Annotated in this window: 2 protein-coding genes; both read right to left on the bottom strand. The window is 44.9% G+C overall.

Annotation, left to right across the window (positions count from 1 at the left end):
* Positions 1-35: 35 nt before the first annotated feature.
* Positions 36-896 (bottom strand): IS3 family transposase, encoded by an 861-nt coding sequence (locus CRG97_RS32795; protein ID WP_237566650.1) that lies wholly within the window; start codon positions 894-896, stop codon positions 36-38.
* A gap of 11 nt (positions 897-907) precedes the next feature.
* Positions 908-1204 (bottom strand): transposase, encoded by a 297-nt coding sequence (locus tag CRG97_RS32790; protein WP_098749641.1) that lies wholly within the window; start codon positions 1202-1204, stop codon positions 908-910.
* Between the last annotated feature and the right edge of the window lie 78 nt (positions 1205-1282).

Raw genomic sequence — 1282 nt, 5'->3', positions numbered from 1 at the left:
TGCTCTTCTGTCAAGAAAGTGGACACCTTTAGAAGTTAAGCTGCATTCTCGTAGTAGAGCTGTTCAAAACGTACCGGGGACATATAACCAATGGTACTGTTGGATCTTTTTCTGTTGTAAAAGAACTCCAGATACCGGTAAAGCTTTTGTTGAGCTTCTTCTTTCGTCCTGAATTTCGGTTTACTGTAGATGAATTCACGTTTCAAGATACTGTGGAAAGCCTCGATACAGGCGTTGTCATAACAGTTTCCTCTACGACTCATACTTGGCTTCATTCCGTAGATTTCTAGCTGTTTTCGGTACTCCTTAGAAGCATACTGAGAGCCGCGGTCAGAATGGTGAATCAGGTCTTTTCCAGGCTTTTTTTCGGTATATGCCTGCTTCAAAGCATCCATAACGAGGTCCGTTGTCATTCGGTCACTGAGTCTCCATCCAACGATTTGTTTCGTGTACAAGTCCAAAATGCTGGCGAGATAGAGCTTTCCTTGACGACAGGGAATGTAGGTAATATCCGCTACCCACTTTTCATTCGGTTTGGTTGCCTTAAAATCTTGTTCAAGGACATTGGGAGCTATGGGCAGATCATGGTTAGCATCGGTTGTCATGACTCTAAATTTTCGCGCCATACAGGAGCGCAGGCCTTGTTCACGCATAATAAGACCAACCGTTCGCTCCGATACGACCCAGCCTTCCTTTACCAGTTCTTTGCGTATTCGTGGGCTACCGTAGGTTTCATCCGAATCGTGGAAGTGCCACCTAATGCGATTTGTTATCTGCTCTTTACGCTTGCGTGACTCCGATGTCTCGGATGCACGCCATTTGTAATAGCCGCTCCTGGACACCTGCAAAACGCTGCACATCTTCTCCAATCGAAACTCGGAGCGATGATCCTCGATGAATTGGAACCTTAGTTCCTTTCTTTGCTGAAGATGTGCATGGCCTTTTTTAGAATTGCAATCTCTTCTTTTAGATCTTCAATTTCTCGTTTCTGATCGCCTATGAGCTGCGACTGCTCACGAAGAGTCTCCCCTTGATTCACGGGCTCGTGTTCAAACTCTCGATATTTCCCCACCCAGTTTTTCAGCGTGCCGGGTTTAATATTCAGTTCGTCCGCGATCTGCTCTAAAGATTTTGACTGTTCTTGCACATACTTTACCGCTTCGCGTTTGAATGTCTCATTGTAACTTTGTCTGGATTCGCCCATGGGTCGACACCTCGTTTGTCTTAGTAGGTTTATTATTACTACAAGTTTAAGAGGTGTCCACTTTTTATTCTAGGTGCA

The sequence above is a fragment of the Paenibacillus sp. EZ-K15 genome (assembly GCF_002573715.1).
Lineage (GTDB): Bacteria > Bacillota > Bacilli > Paenibacillales > Paenibacillaceae > Paenibacillus_AQ.
The sequence above is the reverse complement of the archived record's forward strand: the minus strand, read 5'-3'. Positions and strand labels throughout refer to the sequence as shown.

Bases quoted from the DNA above. Each gene is read 5' to 3' on its own strand.
- CRG97_RS32790 (WP_098749641.1), bottom strand. From the start codon at position 1,204: ATGGGCGAATCCAGACAAAGTTACAATGAGACATTCAAACGCGAAGCG.